Origin of the sequence: Mesorhizobium sp. BR1-1-15 (assembly GCF_020165475.1) — a bacterium.
Taxonomy (GTDB): Bacteria; Pseudomonadota; Alphaproteobacteria; order Rhizobiales; family Rhizobiaceae; genus Mesorhizobium.
This window is the reverse complement of record NZ_JAIUIF010000025.1, coordinates 39464-54243: the sequence shown is the minus strand read 5'-3', so window position 1 is coordinate 54243 and position 14780 is coordinate 39464. Positions and strand designations below refer to the sequence as shown.

At 58.2% G+C, this 14780-nt stretch carries 11 protein-coding genes and 5 pseudogenes; 9 read left to right on the top strand and 7 right to left on the bottom strand.

Annotated features, from left to right (window positions below):
• Positions 1-117: 117 nt before the first annotated feature.
• The gene (locus LB541_RS27370) at positions 118-444 is read right to left on the bottom strand and encodes a low affinity iron permease family protein (protein WP_140499798.1); all 327 of its coding nucleotides are present in this window, start codon (positions 442-444) and stop codon (positions 118-120) included.
• Between the two features lie 273 nt (positions 445-717).
• Between LB541_RS27370 and LB541_RS27365 the strand changes: the two genes are divergently transcribed.
• The 8 genes and pseudogenes from LB541_RS27365 (at position 718) to LB541_RS27330 (ending at position 8568) form a co-directional block, all read left to right on the top strand.
• Entirely contained in the window at positions 718-1062 is a 345-nt protein-coding gene (locus LB541_RS27365) for a hypothetical protein (RefSeq protein ID WP_224620017.1), read from the top strand.
• A gap of 704 nt (positions 1063-1766) precedes the next feature.
• Entirely contained in the window at positions 1767-2525 is a 759-nt protein-coding gene (locus LB541_RS27360) for a Crp/Fnr family transcriptional regulator (protein WP_140672736.1), read from the top strand.
• Between the two features lie 252 nt (positions 2526-2777).
• Positions 2778-5480 carry a PAS domain S-box protein gene (locus LB541_RS27355; protein WP_140672735.1) on the top strand — a complete coding sequence of 901 codons (2703 nt, stop codon included), beginning with the start codon at positions 2778-2780 and terminating at the stop codon, positions 5478-5480.
• 106 nt (positions 5481-5586) lie between these two features.
• Positions 5587-5952, top strand: coding sequence for a response regulator (locus LB541_RS27350; protein ID WP_140518341.1), 366 nt, complete (start codon positions 5587-5589; stop codon positions 5950-5952).
• A gap of 74 nt (positions 5953-6026) precedes the next feature.
• A pseudogene (locus tag LB541_RS27345) lies at positions 6027-6212 on the top strand (GNAT family N-acetyltransferase); the annotation flags it as partial.
• Positions 6213-6261: 49 nt separating this feature from the next.
• Positions 6262-7731: pseudogene (gene ctaD, locus LB541_RS27340) on the top strand (cytochrome c oxidase subunit I); the annotation flags it as partial.
• Positions 7732-7744: 13 nt separating this feature from the next.
• Positions 7745-8115 (top strand): annotated as a pseudogene (locus LB541_RS27335) (acetyl-CoA C-acetyltransferase); the annotation flags it as partial.
• Between the two features lie 66 nt (positions 8116-8181).
• Complete coding sequence (locus LB541_RS27330) at positions 8182-8568, top strand: hypothetical protein (protein ID WP_181175339.1); 387 nt, start codon at positions 8182-8184, stop codon at positions 8566-8568.
• A 758-nt stretch (positions 8569-9326) separates the two neighbouring features.
• Here the strand turns inward: LB541_RS27330 and LB541_RS27325 are convergent.
• From LB541_RS27325 to LB541_RS27315, 3 genes and pseudogenes are all read right to left on the bottom strand, one after another.
• Positions 9327-9730, bottom strand: a pseudogene (locus LB541_RS27325) (host attachment protein).
• Positions 9731-9927: 197 nt separating this feature from the next.
• A complete protein-coding gene (locus LB541_RS27320) occupies positions 9928-10122 on the bottom strand; it encodes a Na+/H+ antiporter NhaA (RefSeq protein ID WP_210239747.1) in 195 nt (64 codons plus the stop codon).
• A gap of 18 nt (positions 10123-10140) precedes the next feature.
• Positions 10141-10311 (bottom strand): hypothetical protein, encoded by a 171-nt coding sequence (locus LB541_RS27315; protein WP_224620015.1) that lies wholly within the window; start codon positions 10309-10311, stop codon positions 10141-10143.
• A gap of 773 nt (positions 10312-11084) precedes the next feature.
• On the opposite strand from LB541_RS27315, the gene LB541_RS27310 reads away from it, so the two are divergent.
• Positions 11085-11309, top strand: a complete 225-nt coding sequence (locus LB541_RS27310) for a hypothetical protein (RefSeq protein ID WP_140516719.1) — start codon at positions 11085-11087, stop codon at positions 11307-11309.
• A gap of 158 nt (positions 11310-11467) precedes the next feature.
• Here LB541_RS27310 and LB541_RS27305 read toward each other — a convergent pair.
• The 3 genes and pseudogenes from LB541_RS27305 to LB541_RS27295 form a co-directional block, all read right to left on the bottom strand.
• Positions 11468-12656 (bottom strand): annotated as a pseudogene (locus LB541_RS27305) (IS3 family transposase).
• A gap of 546 nt (positions 12657-13202) precedes the next feature.
• A complete protein-coding gene (locus LB541_RS27300) occupies positions 13203-14117 on the bottom strand; it encodes an NAD(P)/FAD-dependent oxidoreductase (protein ID WP_224620013.1) in 915 nt (304 codons plus the stop codon).
• Between the two features lie 80 nt (positions 14118-14197).
• Positions 14198-14542: a SemiSWEET family sugar transporter gene (locus LB541_RS27295; protein ID WP_224620011.1), complete on the bottom strand. Its 345-nt coding sequence runs from the start codon at positions 14540-14542 to the stop codon at positions 14198-14200.
• Between the last annotated feature and the right edge of the window lie 238 nt (positions 14543-14780).

The following is a 14780-nucleotide window of genomic DNA, read 5'->3' as shown; positions in this document are numbered from 1 at the left end:
GCTGGCGATGACGGCAACGGCCACGTATTTGAGGCTCTTAAGCAGCCTTCCCCGGTTTACGCCAAACCTCACTGGGTGCGCACCCGCCCGTAGCGCCGCGAGTCCGCATGGCACATCTCAATCGCCCTGCTGTTTGCGAGTGCGATGCTTTTCGATTTCCTCTGGTTCCTCATCATCGATTCTGGTGATGTTCGATGCCGAGCTATTCGTTCGCAACATCTCATCCAGCTTGGCATGGATCGCCTGCGTGTCGCGATGTTCTGCGCGTTGAATGAACAGTGTCATGGCCCAGGTGAACAGGGTCGCCGCGCCGTGCCAGTTCAAACTCGCCCTGTCGAGAAATAGCCAAAGGGCCGCGTAAGCCAGCAGCACCAGGAATGCTGCCGGCCGAGAGGTCAACGTGCCAATTGAGGTGAGCACGCTCGTGATCGGGCGATTTGCCATCATCAAGAACTTTCGACTGCAACGCAGGTTCCCGTTGTGCCAAGCTCTACAATGCATGCCGGCGGAGCGCCAAGCAGTGGTGGGAGCGCATGTTCCATTCCAAGCGGCGTTCGATGACCGTTTTAGGAGCAGCTGCGAGCATTCTCCATCTCACCATTTCGGCAGCAATGATCACCGTTCAAATCGGCGCAAGAAGTCACTCGGGTCGATCGCCGAGCCCACGGCACTTTCGACAAGGTGTTTGCATCCTTCGTGCGAAATCCGCGTTGGTAGGTGCACATTGAAGGTGGTGCTCAAATGGATTCCAAACCCGCTTTTGCCAATCCCAAGACCGCTGCTGCCGGCGACGCGGACCTCCTGGTGAACAAAACGGCACATTTCGTCGGAGAATGGATCGATGAACATATCAGCGATGCCCCTTCGGCAATGGCGGCCGAAATAGTCGCCGAGAAGCTAGCCGATCAATGTATCTCCGATGCTGAAAGCGAAGGGATACTGGCGGACGAGATCAGCGAGGAAGTCGGCGACCTCAAGGAATACATCGCCAAGACCGTGCTCGCGGACGATGGCTCGAACAGCGACAGCCGCCAACAACCGGCTGCCGGCGCTTCGCCCTAACTAGAATGAGAGATGTGAATGCCGAAATTCCGTTTTGAGTCCATAGAAAGCACGGCGGACCCGGCAATTCACGCCGAGCTCGCGAACCTTGCTGCGGCCGACGGGCAGGCGAAACGAGCAGCAAAGAAGCAATGCTTGCCGGATTCGCCTCAGGTCTGGATCGACATCTTGGGAAGTTTACGAGGAACCCGGCTATCTCGTTGCCACGAGCGGATTTCAGGATCTGGTATCCACTCCAGAAGGCGATGGGCGCGATCGACGATACCGACGAGCCAGGCGTAATGCGGTCGGGGTGAGGGCAGCCCCGGTCTCCGGCCAAGTCCCTTACATGCATATCGTGGTCCGGCCGTTGGGGCGAAGGTGTCGCTCCAGGGGAAGATATGAAGCGTTCTTCTTCCTGTGGAGCGGAACCTTCGGCCTCGTGCAGCCTTACGTTCATTAGGTGAATGAGGGGAGATGCAGCTTGCCGGAATGGGTGCTGGGCATCGCGAGCGAGCGCTCGGCAACGCCAGAGCTATCGGCCACACGAAGAAATGGATGGTCTGGCTTGCCGCTCTCGACCCCTTAGACAGCGGTACTATCCATGATGCTACGATTTTGATGGCTGTCGACGTGATCAGTTCCCAAGCATAGCGGCGAGGCACGGCACGCCATCCGGCCTGATCTGAGCTTTTGAGCGGCGCTCGACATTGAGGAGGTAACTCTTGCCAAGTGAGACGATACTGCCGAACCGATCAGTTGTCGACGTATCGGTGTTGTTCAAAGTGCTGGAGCGACGGGACGTTCTCACGGATCAAGACCGGGCAGTACTTCAGGACGGTCCCTGGCGGGTACGTGACTACGAAGTCGGTGACGAAATCGTCGCGGAGCACGCCGAACCCAAGGAGAGCTGCGTTATCGTCTCGGGGATCACGGGAAGAACTGTCACCTTCGCCGACGGCAGGCGCCAGATAACGGCCCTCCACATTCCCGGCGACTTCGTTGATCTGCATGCATTCCTGTTGCACGTAATGGACCACAACGTCGTTGCTTTGGCACCGGCTCGCATGGCGTTCATCGGCCATGATCCGCTGCGTCGGATCACTGAGACCCACCAGCATCTGTTCCGCGTGCTGATGACGATATTGGCGGTGGATGCCGCCATTCAGAGGGTATGGATTGCCTGCCTGGGGCGCCGGTCCGCTGAAGCCCACCTGGCGCACATCATTTGCGAGATGTTCCTGCGGATGGAGGTCGTCGGCTTGACCCGGGAATGGTCATTCGAATTCCCTGTCACGCAAAACATGCTGGCGGATACGATCGGACTGTCTGTTGTCCATCTCAATCGGACGCTCATGGCATTGCGCCGTGCTGGCCTTATCACCTGGCAGCGTAAGGTGGTGACCATCACGAACTGGGATCGCTTGGCGCGAGCCGCTGAGTTCGATGCGACTTATCTCAACCTTCGCAAAGAGCCACGATAGAAAGGTTATTCGCCTGCTTCTTCCCCCAGAGGCAGCAATGAGGCCTAGCAACGGCGCGCGGCAAGCGATTTTCTTTTGAGCTCCTCTGCTGAATTTGCACCTATCCAGGCGACCCACGGAGCCCGCGATCCACGGTGTCGATGCACCTGGCATTGACGGATCTGATGCGCCTGGCGCCGACTGAAGGGGCAATGTGGAACCTTTGGTCCTCTCACGCATTTCCAACTGCTTCTTAGGAGACGGGGGTACCAAATGAAACAAGGGGGTCTTCCTGCTCGAGTCGATGAGGTGGCATCTTTCTCGGAGAGGAGTCGCGAGCGTCAGCTTCCCGATCCGATCCTCACTGATGAGTTTGAGGATTTTTTCGAGAATGCCGCCATCGCACTTCACTTCGTCGGAAAAGACGGCACGATTCTGCGTGCCAATCGCGCAGAATTGGAAATGTTGGGATTCACGGCCGAGGAATATATAGGCCGCAATATTCGCGAATTTCACGCAGATCAGGTTGCTATTGGAGACATATTGGACCGCCTGTCCCGGCGGGAGGAACTTAAAAACTACCGGGCCCGGCTGCGGGCCAAAGATGGGTCGATCCGCTGGGTAGAAATAACGTCCAACGTTCGCCTAGTGGCTGACCGCTTCCTCAACACCCGCTGCATCACCATCGATGTGACTGAAATGATCAAGGCGCAGGAGCTTATACGCGAACAGGAGCGGCGCCTTGCCATCACCTATGAGAACGCTGCCGCAGGTATCGTAGAAGCGAATGTCGAAGGGCAACTGCTGCGGGTGAATTCCCATCTGTGTGCCCTTTTGGGATACACGCAGGATGAGCTGATTGGACGGTCGATTTTTGACCGCACCTTTCCGGCCGATGTTGAAGCAGATCGAGAGCAGTATCGACGGCAAATGGCCGGTGAAATCGACAGCTACACACTTGAGAAGCGATTTGTTCGCAAGAATGGATCAGTTTTTTGGGCTGTTGTGACTTCGTCGAGTGTTCATGACTGCGAGGGGTCGTTTCGATACGCTGTACGGGTTCAGCACGATATCAGCGAGCGCAAGCGGGTTGAGGCGGCGCTTGCCAAACGTGCCGAGGAACAGGGTGCGATACATCGATTCACTGAAATGCTGCAGCATGCGCGCACGCAAGAGGATGTGTATGAGCCGGCGCTCGATGCGATCCAACGTGCGCTCCAATGCCAGCGTGCTTCGATATTGCTGTTGGATAAAGATGGGCGCATGAAGTTTGTGGCTTGGCGTGGCCTGTCCGATACTTACCGCTTAGCGGTGGAAGGACACTCGCCTTGGTCGACGGAGAGCCAAGATCCGCAGCCTATCTGTGTCGGCGATGCAAAGCATGCGGACTTGCCGGAACAATTAAAACAGGCGATCCGCAGCGAGGGAATCGGTGCGGTCTACTTCATTCCGATCACACAAGGTGGACGGCTCCTTGGTAAGTTCATGGCCTACTTCGACCAGCCTCAGGAGTATTCGGAAGAGCAGATTGAATTGGGTCGGACCATCGCTCGTCAGCTCGGTTTCGGCATTCAGCGCATAAAGGGCGAAAATGCTGCTCAGAGGCTGGCAGCAATCGTGGAGTCTTCCCATGACGCGATCGTCAGCAAGGATTTGAATGGGGTCATTTTAACGTGGAACCGGGGGGCTGAGCGGCTGTTCGGCTATTCGGCCTCGGAAGTGCTCGGCAAGTCCATCACGATCATCATCCCTCCGGATCGGCTGGGGGAGGAGCCGCTCATCCTGGGTCGGATACGCAATGGCGAAATTGTCGATCATTTCGAAACAATCCGGCGCCGCAAGGATGGGTCGCTAGTCGACATTTCTCTGACAATATCGCCTGTCCGAGACGCAGCGGGCCGTATCGTGGGCGCCTCCAAAATTGCCCGGGACATAACCGAGCAGAAAGTCGCGGAGGCAAAGGTGCGCGACAGTGAACGTCACCTTCAGGATTTGCTTGCCGCCATCCCTGCAGCAATCTACACAACCGATCAGCAGGGCAAGATCACCTATTTCAATGAGGCAGCGGTCGAACTCGCCGGCCGAACGCCGGTGATCGGCAGTGATGAATGGTGCGTTACCTGGAAGCTCTATTGGCCAGATGGAACGCCACTTCCTCACGACCAGTGTCCAATGGCTGTTTCGCTTCGTGAAGGGCGACCGGTCCGGGGAGTTGAGGCGATTGCCGAGCGGCCGGACGGCACCCGGATCCCATTCATTCCCTATCCGACGCCGATGCGGGATGCAGCTGGAGAAATTGTCGGCGGCATCAACATGCTGGTCGACGTAAGTGAGCGCAAGCAAGCTGAGACACAACAGCGGATCCTGCTTAACGAACTCAACCATCGCGTTAAGAACAACATGATGATGTTGACGTCCTTGCTTTCGGTAGCGGCCAGGACCAGTCAAAATCCCGAGGCTCGCAAGACAATTGGTGAGGCAAGCAAACGAGTGGCGACCATGGCTGCGGCTCAACGTGTCCTCTACGACACGCCAGATGCATCCAATTTCAGCGCGCCACTTTTTGTCGGGGCCATTTGCGAAACCACAAAGCAGATGTTTCCAGCGAATGTCCAACTAGTTTGCGACGCCGATCCCATCCAATTGCCCAACGATATCGCAATGCCGCTTGCGCTCATAGTCAATGAGCTTTTGGTCAATGCGGTCAAACATGGATCAGCGGCCAAGGGAAGCAGCACCATTCGGGTTGAGATCAAGCAAAACGGTCAAAAGCAGGTGTTGACGGTCGAGGATGAAGGTCCAGGTTTCGATTTGCGGGCAGAGCGTCATTCCTCGTCAGGTTTGCGGTTGGTTGAGGGATTGGCGCGCCAGATTGGTGGGATTTTCGAAGTTGAGCGAGATCCGTCTCGCTGCATCGTGATTTTTTCTCAGGCTCCCGGGGAGAACGGCTTTGACGTTAAAAACGGCAATAGTTGAGACAAGCCGGACGGGGGTTTCGAGCCGACCATCCAGACCTCAGCTAGTTTTCTCCAGAGACGATGGGACTGGTGCAGAAGCGAGAGTTTCCGGCAAACCATCCGTCATGATCGTCGAAGACGACTACCTGATTGCACTTGATATCGAGGCCAGTCTTAGCGATGCAGGTTTCGTGTTGGCTGGGATAGCCAGCACAGCCGAGGAGGCCATCATAATTGCGCGCTCGGCTCAGCCCACGATTGCCTTGATGGATATCCGTTTGCTTGGCAAGCGCGACGGAATCGACGCAGCGTTGGAACTTTACCGGGCCTTCGGTATCCGGTGCATCTTTGCAACTGCGCACGCTGACCGCGATGTAAAGCTTCGGGCCGAAGCGGCAAGACCACTCGGCTGGGTTCAGAAACCCTACTCTACGCCGATGCTCATCGAAGCCATCCAGAATGGTTTGCAGGAGCTCGACAACGAGGGCTGAGCGTCACAACCGCCACGTCAAGGCTGGCGGATCCCTGGTTGGCATCGCTGTGAATTAATCGACAACCGGATGTAAATCTTGCTGGGCGCTTCGCCCGAGTCGATACCCGGGAGAAGGATGGCATGTTTGCCGCATTTCTCGAGCAGTGCCGCCTTGGCATTGCCGAGACCGTTCCGACCATGTCCAAAGGGGGCCGATTCCTGAACCGGGAAGAAAACGGACCGTGGGTTTATGGATTGGCCGGCCACGCATTGAGCTGACGCGCATGCAAAGAAGCTTCAGCCAAAAATAGCTCCCTTACAGTGGTGCCTCGGTACCGCGCTTTCCGTGTTGATCCGTGTGGAGTTGCAAGAACCAGGTTTGCAGATTTTTGGCGATCCGGGTGTCTACAACGTCGTCGTCAGTGCCCATGGACTGGTCATGATTTTTTTCGTCCTCATGCCGGCGCTGATTGGTGGCTTCGGCAACTGGATGGTGCCGATCATGATTGGCGCACCCGACATGGCTTTCCCCCGCTTGAACAACATCTCGTTCTGGCTGCTGGTGGTGTCATTCATCCTCTTCATCACCTCGATGTTCGTTCCGGGAGCGCCCGGTACGCTCGGCCATGGCGGCGGCTGGACGCTCTATCCGCCTTATTCGACGGATGGCCAGCCAGGTCCCGCCGTCGACCTCGTTATTCTGTCCATCCACCTTTCGGGGGCCTCCTCGATCCTGGGCGCGATCAACTTCATCACCACCATCTTCAACATGCGCGCACCCGGCATGACCATGCACAAGATGCCTCTGTTCGCCTGGTCGATGCTGGTCACCGCCTTCATGCTTCTCATGTCGCTGCCGGTGCTCGCCGGCGCGGTCACCATGCTGTTGACCGATCGCAATTTCGGGACGACCTTCTTTTCGCCGTCCGGCGGTGGTGATCCGATCCTCTACCAGCATCTGTTCTGGTTCTTCGGCCATCCCGAAGTCTACATCATGATCCTGCCTGGCTTCGGCATCATCAGCCACGTCATCTCCACCTTCGCCAAGAAGCCGATCTTCGGCTATCTCGGCATGGCCTATGCAATGGTGGCAATCGGCGCGATCGGCTTTGTCGTCTGGGCACATCATATGTATACGACCGGCCTGTCGGTCGACACGCAGCGCTACTTCGCCTTCGCATCGATGGTCATCGCCGTTCCAACCGGCGTGAAGGTGTTTTCGTGGCTGGCGACCATGTGGGGAGGATCGATAGAGTTCAAGACACCCATGATGTGGGCTCTCGGTTTCGTCCTGCTGTTCACCATCGGTGGCGTCACTGGCATCATGGTTGCGAACCCCGGCATCGACCGCGTGTACCACGACACTTATTTCGTGATCGCTCACTTCCACTATGTGCTGTCTTTGGGGGCAGTCTTCGCGATCTTCGCCGGCTTCTACTACTGGTTCCCGAAGATGACCGGCTATATGTACAGCGAAACGCTCGGCAAGCTGCATTTCTGGCTGATGTTCATCGGCGTCAACCTCGTCTTTTTCCCGCAGCATTTTCTGGGCATGGCGGGCATGCCGCGACGTTACGCCGACTATCCCGATGCTTTCGCCGGCTGGAATTTCGTCTCGTCGATCGGTTCCTACATCTCAACGGCCGGGCTCGTCGTCTTCTTCATCGCGGTTGCCGAGGCCTTCAGCCGAAGACGCCCAGCAAGCGCCAATCCTTGGGGCGAAGGGGCGACCACGCTGGAATGGCAACTGTCATCGCCGCCGCCCTTCCATCAATGGGAGAAGCTGCCGCGCATCCGGCGGACAGGACTCGATGACATCGGCGCCGCACTTCCTTCCAGGCGTTCGCGGCGGCGTGCGCATGGGCGACCAGGCCGTCAAGGATTCGATGATCACCGACGGGCTGTGGGATGCATTCCATCAAGTCCACATGGGCGTCACGGTCGAGTCGCTGGCGCTGCGCTACCAGATCACGCGCGATGAGCAGGACCGTTTCGCGCTTCGGTCACAGGAGAAAGCCGGCGCAGCCATCCGCTCGGCAAGGTTCGACGATGAGGTTGTGCCTGTCTCCGTAAAGACCAGGCAAGGCGATGCCGTCGTCGACCGGGACGAGCATCCAAACCCCTCGACCACCCTCGAAGGGCTTGGCCGGCTTAAGCGGTCTTCAACCCGGCGGGGACAATCACCGCCGGCAACTCCTCCGGCCTCAACGATGGTGCCGCCGCCGTGCTGGTGATGGCGGAGACACGGATGAACGAACTCGGGCTGAAGCCCCTCGCCCGGATCGCGTCCTATGCTTCGGCGGGTGTCGAGCCGATGGATATGGGGCTGGGTCCCGTCGCGGCGTCACGCCTTGCGCTGCAGAAGGCCGGCTGGCGGCCGTCCGCCCTCGACGTTATGGAGATCAACGAAGCCTTCGCCGCGCAGGCGATCGCGGTCAACCGCGAGATGGGCTGGAACGAGGAGATCATCAACATCAGTGGCGGCGCCATCGCGCTCGGCCATTCGCTGGCCGGATCCGGCTGCCGCATCGTGGTGACGCTGCTCCACGAGATGACGAGGCGCAACGCCCGCAAAGGCCTGGCCTCACTCTGCATCGGCGGCGGCCAGGGCGTGGCGATCTGCCTCGAACGATGAGGCTGAACCTCTGCGCAGTTTTAGCGTGAGAAGAACAGGGCACGGTCTTGGCCACGCCGCCTTCTAATTTCATGATCCGACGAACGGCAGCTTTGGGTCAACGGCAAAGCGCAACTCTAGGACGGAGTTTGGGCGCAAAGCTGCCACTCGGTGTGAGATAAATGCCCTTCGCGGGCATGATTTCCCACCCGATTGTTTAAACAACATTTAACCCATTGAAATTGCTGTCAAATATTTCCTGCAACCGCATAGAATCCGACTCAAGAACCGTCAAAAAGTTACGCTATTGATTTTAAAAGGAAAACTATTGCGAAAAAAATTTCGAGGTTTCACTAACTATCGGGACCAATCGGACGATTTTTCATATTTTGCGGCATTCGACGGCGTGACCACACCAACGTGAAGGTACCGTCATCGCCCCACTAGGCATTTTTTGTTGCAAATTCAATAATCATGGCAGCAGGCTTTTAGACACTTTGAGTGCTGCGCCGCCGGGTTGCGAGTTGAGCCGCCTCTCCTTAGGGCCGCCATCTGTCAGGTTACGATCACCAGAAGGCGCAAGCGGATTGTTTGGAAGCGTGGCGATATTGTCGTTGCCTCTGGCGCAGGAATTCGGCGAAGTGCGCTACCGCCGGAGAGAACTGGCGGCGGATGGAGAAGACCTGTCGGACCTCCAAGAGCAGTCGTCGTCGGCAACTTTGACTTCGCGCAGGTTATGCCTGCACGGAGTTGCATGAGCAGCCGTTTCCAGAGGTGCGTCAGGCATCGGCGATCAAACAGGCGATGTCCTCGAGCGGACGCCGGGTGAAGTCCTCCGCGAGCTCGCCAATGATCTTGCCCTTCAGGTCGCGGTCAAAATGCTTGCGCATCTCCCCCAAGGTCCGGGGTCGGAGACAAGGACCAGGTGCTCTATGGTCCCGTCCAGACTGAGCTTGTTGAGGAACGCCGCCGTCGCTGCCGCGAAGTCGTCCTCCACGAGTTGTCTACTGTCCGGGTTGGCGGAGCCGGTGTGGTGGCGCACGCCGGAACCCGGATGGGCGGACGTTGGCGAAGCCGCCGTGATCTCGGCCAAATGCGCCCCAGATTTCACGCCCGTATTGTGGAACAGGCGGACCCTCTCGCCGTCAGCAACTGCTACTGTCGTGCCGGTAGGTAGAACCATCCAAAAACCTCATGTTCAAGACCCCACATAAACGTCAGCGGGCTATGATATTTGCGTGCCAGCGCTTTGCGGCGCCTCGACGATAGCGGCTGCTGTGAGGAAGATGCGCAGCTCGACGGGGACGCGAGCACCCATCACGGCGATCAAGCAATTGCAAACGCAGTGTTGGTCGCCATCGGAACGCCCCACCCGCGCGACTACGGTCCCGCCGGGACGACGAGCGCATAGAGAAGCGCGGGCACGACCATGCCGCCGAGCGCAGCCGCGATCGGAGGCGCGGCGGAGCGGCGGCTTGCGAGGTGACCGACTGTCATCTCGCGCTTCACTTCCATTCCCACGACGAGGAAGAACACCGTCAGCAGGCCGTCATCGACCCAATGGAGGATGGACATCCGAAAGGATGCGTTGCCCTAGCTCATGCCGAGCTCCTGGCGCCAGAGCGCCTCGAACGCCGGCCCGATCGGCGAGTTCATCAAGAAGATCGCCACCACGGGTCGCCAGGTCAACCAACCGGCTATGGACGATCCTTTGATTGCAAAAAAGCACACATACTGGAGAGCAATGGCCAGGTAATGCGGCACGTCAATATCGTTTGAGAAGCCGTGCTCGAGATTCCCGGGCGAAGCGCGTGCGCCACTTCGGACGCACCAGGTTGTTCCCGTGCTTGCAGTGCTGAATGCCACTGACGAGATCGAATGACCTACATTTCGGGACTGAGTTTATGAGCACGGGCACTTAGGTGGCAAGCACACCCAAGAACTCGAGATCCGAAGCAGATCCAAAGGCAGTTGAGGGCACACGCGGCCGCAATTCCACCAACGGAGTGCCTTGGGCACGACGCCAAACAACCGTCCACACAGCTCCCCGGTCGACTTCCTCCCCAACTCAGCGCTTGGGGATTCACCAGCTTGCTCCAACGTCCTTCATGACTCGGCGCCATTGGCCTTGCTTGAACCGGAAATCGCATGAGGCAGCGCCCGGTTCTTTCTTGTAAGCGAGCGGCTTCTGCAGCAAATCCAGGAATATTCATTTTGATTTGCCTCCCTTTGTTGTTTGTAACGATCATAGCACTTGACCAGACTACCTCTCGATTTGTCGACACAAATGACGTCCAACTCACGGGGCTGTTGTTGTCAATGGACGAGCCCGCGTCAGCTGTCTTCCATGCGTTCTAGCCGAGTTATTGGTTCCAACGAGCAAAATCGGTAAAGGGGGGCCACGGCGTGGCTGGCTGCGGCAGACTGGGGCGGGGATATCATTGTTAAATGACGGAGCCGGAGCGAAGTGCGATTGAAGGTCGTCAGCGGCTCCCTGAGCTGCTCAATGAAAGCATTGGCTTGAAAGGGACTACAGCATGCGGTTGCATCCGGCCGACATCGCCATTTACCCAAACGATCTCGAAATGCTGCAGCGGGTTCTTATCCGATATTGCTCAGACAGGCGGTGCAGCCTTGATTCCAACACGGCCCATGACGCAGCATGTGAGCTGATGGCACTGTTCCAGGCCGGCATCGAGGACGAAGGCGAACTCGAACGCATCATTTCTCGTCGCACTATGCCGCTTCAAATGGTGGGTTAGGTCCCCTTTTCTGCCCCCACATAATGGGCATCTTCGCGGGCCGGTGTACGCCAGGCAGGGTGTGCGAAAGGTTTAGGCTTTGGGACAACAAAGTCGAAGCTATCATTGCGCCGATCCGTGATCCTGACACCAAGGAAAAGTGACCTGCCACTGAACTGTCATCCAGCGGCGATTAGAGCCTCGGCAGTTTCTGTTACGCCATGGGGCGCGGGGGAAGCAACCGGCGGAGGCGCGGAGCCTTCGATCAGCGCAGCGTCGGAGCCGGTTGCGGTGATGACCCCGGCATAGGCCGCCGGGGTCTGGTAGCCGAGCGAGGAATGCGGCCTCGCGGTGTTGAAGTCCTCCCGCTATTCGGCGATGGCGTTTCGGGCGTGGTCGAGGCCGAAGAACAGGCTCTCGTTGAACAGCTCGTCGCGCATCCGGCCGTTGAAACTCTCGACATAACCGTTCTGCATCGGCTTGCCCGGGGCGATGTAGTGCCATTCCACCCGATGATCCTTCGACCATGCGAGGATGGCGTTCGAGGTGAACTCCGTGCCGTGGTCGGAAACGATCATTGCCGGCTTGCCGCGTCGGCCGACAGATCGGTCAGTTCGCGAGCGACGCGGCGGCCGGAGATCGATGTGTCGGGGATCGCCGCCAGGCATTCGCGCGTCACGTCGTCGACGATGTTGAGCACGCGGAAGCGCCGCCCGCTGGCGAACTGGTCATGGACGAAATCCACCGACCAGCGCGCGTTCGGCTTTGCCTCGACCAGGATCGGCGCCCGCGTGCCGACCGCTCGCCGTCTTGCCCGACGCTTGCGCACCGTCAGGCTCTCCTCGCGGTAGAGCCGGTAGATGCGGTTGACCCCAGATGCCTCGCCCTCGCGCCTGAGCAAGATGAACAGCCGCCGGTAGCCGAAGCGCCGGCGCTCGTTGGCAAGGTCACGCAACCTGGTGCGCAACTCCGTCTCGGGCGGACGCCGAGACCGGTAACGGACCATCTTGCGATCAGCGCCCACAAAGGAACAGGCCCGACGCTCCGATAGGCCCATAACGGCCCGCAGATGCGCTACGGCTTCGCGCTTGGCGGCGGGCCCTACCATTTTTTTGACAGAAGCTCGCGCAATGCCGAGGCTTCCAGCATCTGGTCGGCGAGCAGCTTCTTCAGCTTGGCATTCTCGTCTTCCAGAGCCTTCAGCCGCTTGGCGTCGGAGACCTCCATCCCGCCATACTTGGCCTTCCAGTTATACAGCGTCGCCTCCGAGACCCCGTGCTTGCGGGCCAGATCGCCCGCCTTCGCACCTGCTTCATGCTCGCGCAAAACCGCGAGGATCTGTTCTTCCGTAAAAAGCTTTCTCTTCATCAGTCCGTCCTTCGATCAAGGGCCGGACTCTAATCTCAGATGGAGGAAAAACTCAGTGGCAGGTCAAAAGATCGAGACTGGCTCACAGGGCCCTAGTTCAACGAGAGAAATCGCAGCGCCCTCGCCCTACTGCGTCGTGAACGTCGACGGAGCCAGCGACCCCAAACAAAGAGTCGGAGCGGTTCGCCGCTTCCGTGAAACGGTGAACTGCTCTAATTAAAATTAGTCAGGCGAGCCGCCATCGCGATGCTGCATGGCCTCCGAAATCACCTCGAAGACACTCCCGACCTCTTCAGATATTTCATCCAAGCTGATGCCAGCTATGTCCGCAGCTTTCGCTGCCCGAAGACCATCTCTGTCATTTCTGCCCCTCGGCGGGCCCAACGTCTTTCTTTTCACCGAGCTCCCTCAATGCGCGCCATTGTGGTCTGTCATTCACCGGATCCTAAATCGCTCTATCAACAATACGGAACGCGGAAGATTTCCGTACCTATGACTTCGCCGGCGGGAACGTGCCCGCCGCCATAAACCGGGCCGAATGTATGTTCACTCGTTATGCGCGAGATAGCTGTGCATATCGGTTGCGGCGATCGCCGCGTGTCCGAACGCGACCGCGATCTGATTGATCTCGTCAACCACATCGCCTGCGGCATAGAGGCCTGCAATTGCGGTGCGCTGGCGCGAATCCACAACAAGGTTGCCGACTTCGTCACATTCCGCGCCGAGATCGGTCGCGAGCTTCGATCGTATCGTGCAGCCCAATGCGGGATAAATGGTATCGAAAGAAACTGTGTTCCCGGCAACGAGCCTGACGGTCGCGTGATTGCCGGCAGAGCTGATTGAGTTTGGGATGCACTCCTCGACATTGATTCCCGCCTCTCTTAGCAAAGCGTCCGCGGCGGGGTCGGATCGAGTTCCCGTCTCGACCAGCATGGTAACGTCGCTTGTGTAGCTTCGCATGAACAAAGCCTTCTTCATTGCGTGATCTGCCGGGCCCATCACCGCAACCCGTCCGTCGATGACCTCGTAGGCGTCACAGATCGGGCACAGCCGCAACGTCCCGGCCTTGATCATATCGGCGGCGTCGGGCATGTCTGGAAGCGTATCGACAATACCGGTGGCCATGAGCACCGCGCGCGCCCGAATGGGAACCGATGCCGTGGCGATGAAATCGGTCCCACCCCGCCTTATTTCGTGGACCGTATCGTCCAGGAGTTCGACTTCGCTCAGCAGGGCCTGCTGCCGCAGACGGTCAAGCAACTCCACCCCGGAAATACCGTCAGGAAAACCGGGACAGTTGTGCGTTGTCGGTATCAACTTTGCGCGGCTTTGGCCGGCGTCCACAACGATGACGCGGCGCCGGAACCGCCCCAGGTAGGTCGCGGCGGTCAGGCCGGCCGGTCCCGCGCCGATGACCAGGCAGTCGTATAATTCGCCAGGACGGATTTCGTCTCGAACCACAAGAGAACTCCCGACATCAAGGCGTTATTCCTGCTGCCACCTGAGCGCCTCACAAATCTCACAACGCAACCAAAGGAAAATCACCGCTCATTCCTTGTGGCAGCGGCATCCAGCACGTCCGCGACTGCGTCCTTCTTTGCGCGGGGAAGGACGGTCATCAGAAGAATGAATGCCGAGAGAGAGAAGCAGGCGGCGTTTGTAATATTGATTGGCCACTCGCCTTTCATGAATCCGAAGATGAGCCAAAACGCGAAGCCCACCACAGTAATCGCATACATCGGCGCGGAGATACTGCCCGTGTCCCGCGTCTTTATGATCTTCCAGGCCTGCGGCGCAAAGCTCACCATCGAGCATAGTGCCGCGACATAGCCGACGAATGTTTCAGTTTCCATGCAATCAAACCGTCGGCGCGCGGTTTTGTTCACGACAGGCGACTCCAAGTTCAATTTGACCGCTGACTGACGTCCCATTCAACTCCCTGCGAGGAAATCAGCAACTGAATACGCCTGGCGGCGGCAGGCTGACTGAGCCCTGTCGAGGCTTGGCAAACGATCAACGAAAAGAAACGAGAAACCGGTGTGGGATGAGAACCTCAAGACGATTTTCTGAATCTTAATCTTAGACGATGCCGACGCATGAAAAGCTTGTCTGAGCAGCTAGCCG

Coding starts and splice junctions, on each gene's coding strand:
- LB541_RS27330 (WP_181175339.1), top strand. CDS start 8,182: ATGAACGAACTCGGGCTGAAGCCCCTCGCCCGGATCGCGTCCTATGCT.
- LB541_RS27355 (WP_140672735.1), top strand. CDS start 2,778: ATGAAACAAGGGGGTCTTCCTGCTCGAGTCGATGAGGTGGCATCTTTC.
- LB541_RS27320 (WP_210239747.1), bottom strand. CDS start 10,122: ATGTCCATCCTCCATTGGGTCGATGACGGCCTGCTGACGGTGTTCTTC.
- LB541_RS27310 (WP_140516719.1), top strand. CDS start 11,085: ATGCGGTTGCATCCGGCCGACATCGCCATTTACCCAAACGATCTCGAA.
- LB541_RS27370 (WP_140499798.1), bottom strand. CDS start 444: ATGGCAAATCGCCCGATCACGAGCGTGCTCACCTCAATTGGCACGTTG.
- LB541_RS27350 (WP_140518341.1), top strand. CDS start 5,587: ATGATCGTCGAAGACGACTACCTGATTGCACTTGATATCGAGGCCAGT.